The sequence below is a fragment of the Pseudomonas sp. NFX5 genome (assembly GCF_049132125.1).
Lineage (GTDB): Bacteria > Pseudomonadota > Gammaproteobacteria > Pseudomonadales > Pseudomonadaceae > Aquipseudomonas > Aquipseudomonas marginalis.
In genome coordinates this window covers 724,275-730,757 of the sequence record NZ_JAFMZG010000044.1, presented here as the reverse complement: position 1 = coordinate 730,757, position 6,483 = coordinate 724,275, and the positions used below count along the sequence as shown (strand labels likewise).

Sequence of the window (6,483 nt, the reverse complement as noted above, 5' to 3'; positions counted from 1 at the left end):
GCCCCAATCAGGCTCCCTGTGTTCTGTCAGGTAAACCGCAGCGCCTGGTTTTGGGTCTGCTTCGCAGCCCAGCGCGGGGCAAGCCCGCTCACCACAGGTTACGAGTAGTCCTCAGATCACGTGGGGCGTGGAGGTGCAATCTCGAATGCGTTATCGGGTGAGCTTGCGCAAGCTTATTGTGGTGAGCGGGATTGCCACAGGTTAGGAGTAGTCCTCAGATCACGTGGGCACGCTGCAACTCGGTCAAGGCCCGCGCCTTGAGCCGGGCCAGCAACGGATCACGCCGATCCCTCGGGTGCGGCAGGTCGATCGTCAGCTCCTGGCGGATGCTGCTGGGCCGGTTGTCCATCACCAGCACCCGGTCACTCAGGTACAGCGCTTCGTCCACATCATGGGTCACCAGCAACAGGGCGATGGCGTGGTGCGCGGCCAGTTGCAGCAGCAAGTCCTGGAGCTTCATGCGGGTGAAGGCATCCACCGCACTGAACGGTTCGTCGAGCAGCAACACCTGCGGACGTGAATACAGGCCGCGTGCGATCGCCACCCGCTGTGCCATGCCGCCGGACAACGCCTTGGGCAGCGCCTGGGCGAAGCCCTTGAGGCCGACTTCCTCGATCAATTGTGTGACCCAGGCCCTGTCGTAGCGGTTGTCATCGCTGAAACCAATGTTCTGCTCCACCGTGAGCCAGGGCATCAGGCGCGGTTCCTGGAACACGAACGCCACGTCGCCGTCAGGGCTGCGCAGTTCGCCCTGGAAGTCCTTTTCCAACCCGGCGACGATCCGCAGCAGGGTACTTTTGCCACAGCCACTGGGGCCCAGAAGGCTGACCGCTTCGCGCGGCTGCAAGGCCAGGCGTACGTCTTTCAACACGGTGGTGCTGGCAAAGCTTTTACGCTCCACCCGAATGTCCAATAACGGCTGCGTACTCATTGTTCCGCTCCTTGGCCGGTGAAGGTGTCGCGCCAGGCCAGGCAGCGTTTCTCCAGCGCCGCGAGCAGGCCGTCGCTGACCTTGCCCAGTAGCGCCAATACGATGATGGCGGCCAGCACAATGTCGGGCCGTGAGGTTTCCCGCCCATCGCTGAGCAGGTAACCCAAACCCTTGGTCGCCGCGATCAGTTCGGCCGCCACGAGGAACATCCACGCCAGGCTCAAGCCACTGCGCAGCCCGGTGAACAGGCCGGGCAGGGCCGCGGGCAGCAGGATCCGGCGCACCAGGCGGCGGCGACTGAAACCGTACATTTGCCCGACTTCCACCAGCTTGCGATCAATATCGCGAATCGCCGCGACGCCATTGAGGTACACCGGGAAAAACGCGCCAATGGCGATCAGCACAATCTTCGAGGTTTCATCGATGCCCAGCCAAAGCAGCAGCAAGGGCACCCAGGCCAGGCTCGGGATCGAACGCAGGCCGGCGAAGGTCGGCTCCAGGTAGGCTTCGGCTTCACGGCTCAAACCGACCCAGGCGGCAAACACCAGGGCCAGGCTGGCGCCGATGGCAAAGCCCAGCAGCACGCGGGCGAGGCTGGCGCTGATGTGTTTCCACAAGGCGCCCTCGGCCAGGTCGGTGAGGGTCACGGCGATCTCGCTGGGGGCCGGCATCTGGTAGGACGGCAGCCAGCCCACCCGCACGACCACTTCCAGGATCAACAGGATCAGCACTGGCAGGACCAGGCCTTTGAACCGTCGTGGCCAGGCGCTGCGCTGGCTGACCGCGGGGACCGGAAGGGGCAATGCCTGGCTTTTGCTGGTCATCGCGCGCCCCTTATTGCTTCGACAGGGTTTGGCCGAACGAAGGGTCGATCAGTTGATCGATCACCTGGTCCACATTCACCCCGCGACGCACCAATTCCTCGGACACCAGGATCGGCGCCGCCGCCTTCGACGACTGCACATCCTTGGCGCTCAACAACGGCGTGCTCAGATCGGTGCGCGACAATTGCAGCTTGGCCACTTCCAGCGGCAGGCCGGATTCATCCGCCAGCAACCTGGCGAATTCATCGGGGTGCTTCACCGCCCAATCCCGGGCTTTTTCATACGCCCCGAGCACCTTGGTGATGGTCTGTGGGTGCGCCTTGGCGAACTGCTCGGTGACGCTCACCACGCCATAGCTGTTGAAATCCTTGTTGCGGTACAGCAGGCGCGAACCGGCCTGGATTTCACTCGCGGCCATGTGCGGGTCGAGGCCGGCCCAGGCGTCCACGTCACCTTTTTCCAGGGCGGTGCGGCCGTCCGGGTGTTGCAGGTGCACCAGTTCCACGTCGTCTTTTTTCAGCCCGGCCTGTTGCAGGCTGCGCAGGGTGAACAGGTACGGGTCGGTGCCTTTGGTCGCGGCGATTTTCTTGCCCTTCAGGTCGCTGACGCTGTTGAGCGGCGAGTCCTTGCGCACCACCAGGGCGGTCCACTCGGCGCGGCTGTAGACGTACACCGATTTGATCGGGCTGCCATTGGCGCGGCTCAACACGGCGGACAAGCTGGCGGACGAAGCGAAATCCACGCCGCCGCTGTTGAGGTATTCCAGGGAGCGGTTGCTGCCCTGGCTGAGTACCCAGCCGACCTTGCTGTGGGGCAGGGCCTGTTCCAGCCAGCCGAAGTGCTTGAGCACCAGGCTGACCGGCGAGTAGTAGGCGTAGTCGAGGTTGACTTCGGCGGGATCGGTTTCGGCGGCATAGGCATGTGCCTGCAGGCTCAGGATGAGGGCGCAGGCGCCGAGTAGACGCTGGGTGAAGGGTTTCATGGAACAGCTCCGGACAAGGCGTTGAGAGAAGGCTTTTCTTATATTCAGAAAGATGATTTTTAATGTCTCATCATGCTTTACAGGAATATGCAGTCTCTATGCCAAGGTTACCGCTACCCCGCGTAGAGATCGTCTTAACCGTAAATATCGCCTTATCCAAATCCGCAGCTGCTACGGGGGTAGCAAATTGTTGATCGGCTGTTGGTGGGGCAACAGTGCGCATATATTTTTATGGAATAAATAAAGAGTTATATATTCCTTTTAATGTTCTGCGTGATGGCGCACTTTGAGGGCCTGCGCATTCGTGCGGATTGACCCAACAGCCAAAAGGAAAGCCGACATGACCATTAAAGCGATCAACGTGCGCAACCAGTTCAAGGGTGTGATCAAGGAAATCCTGCTGGGGGAGGTGGTGTCCGAAATCGACGTGCAAACCGCGTCCGGCATCGTCACCTCGGTGATCACCACCCGCTCGGTGCGTGACCTGGAATTGAAGGTGGGCAGCGAAGTGATTGCCTTCGTGAAGTCCACCGAAGTGTCCATCGCCAAGCTGTGAAGCCCACCGGATGTGGGAGCGCTGCTCCCACATCCATAAAGCCTGCCTCAGCGTTGCTGCAGCGCACGCTCCATACGTTGCAGACCCTCTTCCAGCAAAGCCCGTGGGCAGCCGAAGTTCAGGCGCACGAACTGCTGGCTGTCGTCACCGAATTCGATCCCCGCACTCAGCCCGACCTTGGCCTGTTCGAGGAAGAACTGCTGTGGGTCGTCCAGGCCCAGGGCGCTGCAGTCCAGCCAGGCGAGGAAGGTGCCTTGCGGCGCATGCATCACCACGCCGGGCAAACGGGTTTGCACGGCGTCGAGAAGGTAATCGCGGTTGGCTTGCAGGTAGTGCTTCAGCGCGTCGAGCCATTCACCGCACTGGCTGTAGGCAGCGCGGGTGGCTTCCAGCCCCAGGGGGCTGACGCTGTCGACCATGCCGCAGCGGGCCTGGTTGAAGCGCTCGCGGATCTCGGCGTTCTGGATCACCGCAAAGCAGGTCTTCAGGCCGGCCACGTTGTAGGCCTTGCTCGCCGACATCAGCGTGATGGTGCGCTGGGCAATCTCAGGGCTAAGGCTGGCGGTGGGGATGTGGCGGCGGCCGTCGAAGCACAGTTCGGCGTGGATTTCGTCGCTGATGATCAGCGCGCCGTTTTCCAGGCAGGCAGTGGCCAGGGCCAGCAGTTCTTCGCGGGGGAAGACCTTGCCGATCGGGTTGTGCGGGTTGCTCAGCAGCAGTGCGCCGGCGCCGCTCAGGGCCTCGCGCAGGGCGGGCATGGGGGTGACGTATTCAGCGTTGTTCAATTCGAACGGTACTTCGATGCGCGGCAGGTTCCAGTGGCCGGGCGCCAGGCGAATCGGCCGGTAGTTGGGGGTTTGCAGCACCACCGGCTGGCCCGGTTGGACGAAGGCGTGCAGCGCCATATTGAAGCCAGGCTCGACGCCGGGCAGGAACAGCAGGTCGTCGGGCTGCACGCGCCAGGCGTACTTGGCCCACAGGTCGGCCACGATGGCCTCGCGTACATCCGGGCCGGCCACGCTGTAGCCGAGAATCTGCTGGTCGAGGCGCGCGTGCAGGGCCTGCAGCACGGCGGGCGGCGCGGCGATGTCCATGTCGGCGATCCACATCGGCAACACATCGGCCGGGTAGCGGTTCCACTTGGTGCTGCCGGTGCCGAGGCGGGGGTGGATCGTGTCGAAATCAAAGCTCATGAAGGGGCTCGTGTCAGGGAGGGCAGGCGGGAATGGCGATGATTCTAACGGGATAAAATCCAGATGCCAGCCCCGTCTTTACAGGCCCTGGCTGCCCCGAATCAAGTCATACGCCTTGCGCGCAATCGGGTTCGCCGTATTCGGCCGAATCCACAGGTAATACGTGACCTCCGGCAACCTCGGCAACCCATCCGTTTCGCCCAGCACGCGCATGTCCGGGCCGAGCATTTCCATGCTGCGCGGCGTCACCCCCAGGCCCGCGCGAGTGGCCGCTTTAATCCCGATCAGGTTCGACGCCAGGTACGCCTGGCGCCAGGGAATGTTCGCCCGTTCCAGCGCCTCCAGCGCGTAGCGCCGGTAGATGCTCGGCTCATCCACCAGGATCAGCGGCAGCGGCTCGCTCGGCTGGTGGATGTACTGCGCCGAACAGATCCACCACACCGGCGACGTACGCAGCGCAAAGCCTTCCAGGTTCGGGTCGGCGCGGGTGGAGATCACCATGTCCACCTTGCCCCGGTGCAGGTCGTCCATCAGGAACGGACTGCGGCCCACGTCGATCTCCAGGCGCAGGCGCGGCGCCGAGCGGGCGATATGGCTGAGGATCGGCGGCAGGATGGTGTCGGCAATATCGTGGGGCGAGCCGATGCGCAGCACACCGCTCAGGCTGCTCTCGCGCAGGGAATTCAAGGCATCGTCATTCAGCGCCAGCATCTGCCGCGCATGACGCAGCAGTTGCAGGCCGGGCTCGGTCAGTTGTTTTTGCCGGCCGCGCTTCTCGAACAGGCTGACCCCCACTTGCTGCTCCAGGCGCTGCATATGCTGGGTCACGGACGACTGGGTGCGCGCCAGGTGCGTGCCGGCTTCGGCGAAACTGTGGTGGTCGACCACGGCGATAAAGGTGCGCAGGAGTTCAAGATCGAGGGTCGACATGGCCATTTCCAGGGGCGGTTTTATATCAAGGACGTGAAGTTAAACATTACAGATATTTATGCTTTTCTGAAGATTATTTTTGCGTGGGTCAATAAATAAAGGGTTATGCCAAAAACGAAGGCGGGGTAGACACGGCAAGTTATAACGATATGAGATATTTGCATTTCCGTTGCCCGCGCACTCTCCCTAGCATGCCCCTCCATCAGGTCGGGGTACGCCGATCATTCGCCAGGGGGAAGTCCAATGATGTTGAAGAAATGGTTGCCGGTGGCCCTGGGGTCGATGATCGCCCTGGGCGGCAGTGTGGCGGCGCAGGCCGATGCGACCCTGGACAAGATCGAGCAGCGCCATGTGTTGGTGGTGGGCGTGTTGTTGTCCGGCGGGCCGTTTGGCAGCATCGATCCGGCCACGCAACAGCCCAAGGGCTTGAACGTCGACCTGGCCAATGAGCTGGGCCGTCAACTCAAGGCCGAAGTGCAACTGGTGCCGGTATTGCCGGCCAACCGCGTGCAGTTCCTGCAACAGGGCAAGGTCGACCTGCTCATCGCCAATATGGAATGGACCGCCGAACGCGGTGAAATCCTCGGCTTCGTGCCGACGCCGTTCTACCGCGTCGGCGGTGCGGCTGCGGTGCTCAAAGACAGCCAGATCACCCGCTGGGAAGACCTCAAGGACCAACCCGTGTGCACCTCCCAGGGCAGCAGCTACGTCAAGCCGCTGACCGGGTTCGGCGCGCAGCTCAAGGCGTTCAAGAGCTCGTCCGAATCGCTGCTGGCCCTGCGGGGCAACAACTGCGTCGCGGCGGTACACGACTCTACCCTGATCAACCCGTTGATCAACGACAGTGCCGAATGGAAGGACTACCGCGTCCTTGGTCCGGAACTCAACCCGGCACCGTCGGTGATCTGGACCCGTCGTGGCGAGAATGACACCCAGGCCAGGCTCGACCCGATCGTCAAGGAACTGCACCGCAGCGGCTGGCTGATCGAGGCCCAGACCCGCAACCGCATCAGCCCGGCATCACCGGCCCTGGTGGAATTGCAGAAACAGTTCAAGGGCGCCTGAGC

The 6,483-nt window shown here is 62.5% G+C and carries 7 protein-coding genes; 2 read left to right on the top strand and 5 right to left on the bottom strand.

Annotation, left to right across the window (positions count from 1 at the left end; genetic code table 11):
• Window positions 1-214: 214 nt before the first annotated feature.
• Genes J1N02_RS31455 through J1N02_RS31445 form a run of 3 tightly spaced genes read right to left on the bottom strand, consistent with a single transcriptional unit; the run spans window position 215 to window position 2,737 of the window.
• Window positions 215-931: an ABC transporter ATP-binding protein gene (locus J1N02_RS31455; protein ID WP_027607928.1), complete on the bottom strand. Its 717-nt coding sequence runs from the start codon at window positions 929-931 to the stop codon at window positions 215-217.
• Entirely contained in the window at window positions 928-1,755 is an 828-nt protein-coding gene (locus J1N02_RS31450; protein ID WP_027607927.1) for an ABC transporter permease, read from the bottom strand. Before J1N02_RS31450 ends, J1N02_RS31455 begins: the two co-directional genes overlap by 4 nt.
• A 10-nt stretch (window positions 1,756-1,765) precedes the next feature.
• A complete protein-coding gene (locus tag J1N02_RS31445; RefSeq protein ID WP_027607926.1) occupies window positions 1,766-2,737 on the bottom strand; it encodes an aliphatic sulfonate ABC transporter substrate-binding protein in 972 nt (323 codons plus the stop codon).
• A gap of 340 nt (window positions 2,738-3,077) precedes the next feature.
• On the opposite strand from J1N02_RS31445, the gene J1N02_RS31440 reads away from it, so the two are divergent.
• A complete protein-coding gene (locus J1N02_RS31440; RefSeq protein WP_003173733.1) occupies window positions 3,078-3,293 on the top strand; it encodes a TOBE domain-containing protein in 216 nt (71 codons plus the stop codon).
• Between the two features lie 47 nt (window positions 3,294-3,340).
• Here the strand turns inward: J1N02_RS31440 and J1N02_RS31435 are convergent, their stop codons facing one another.
• On the bottom strand, window positions 3,341-4,486 hold the full coding sequence (locus J1N02_RS31435; protein ID WP_027607925.1) for a MalY/PatB family protein: 1,146 nt from the start codon (window positions 4,484-4,486) through the stop codon (window positions 3,341-3,343).
• Window positions 4,487-4,564: 78 nt separating this feature from the next.
• On the bottom strand, window positions 4,565-5,416 hold the full coding sequence (locus J1N02_RS31430) for a LysR substrate-binding domain-containing protein (protein ID WP_370671275.1): 852 nt from the start codon (window positions 5,414-5,416) through the stop codon (window positions 4,565-4,567).
• Window positions 5,417-5,659: 243 nt separating this feature from the next.
• Here J1N02_RS31430 and J1N02_RS31425 point away from each other — a divergent pair, with 243 nt between their 5' ends.
• Complete coding sequence (locus tag J1N02_RS31425) at window positions 5,660-6,481, top strand: transporter substrate-binding domain-containing protein (protein WP_169898151.1); 822 nt, start codon at window positions 5,660-5,662, stop codon at window positions 6,479-6,481.
• Window positions 6,482-6,483: the final 2 nt, after the last annotated feature.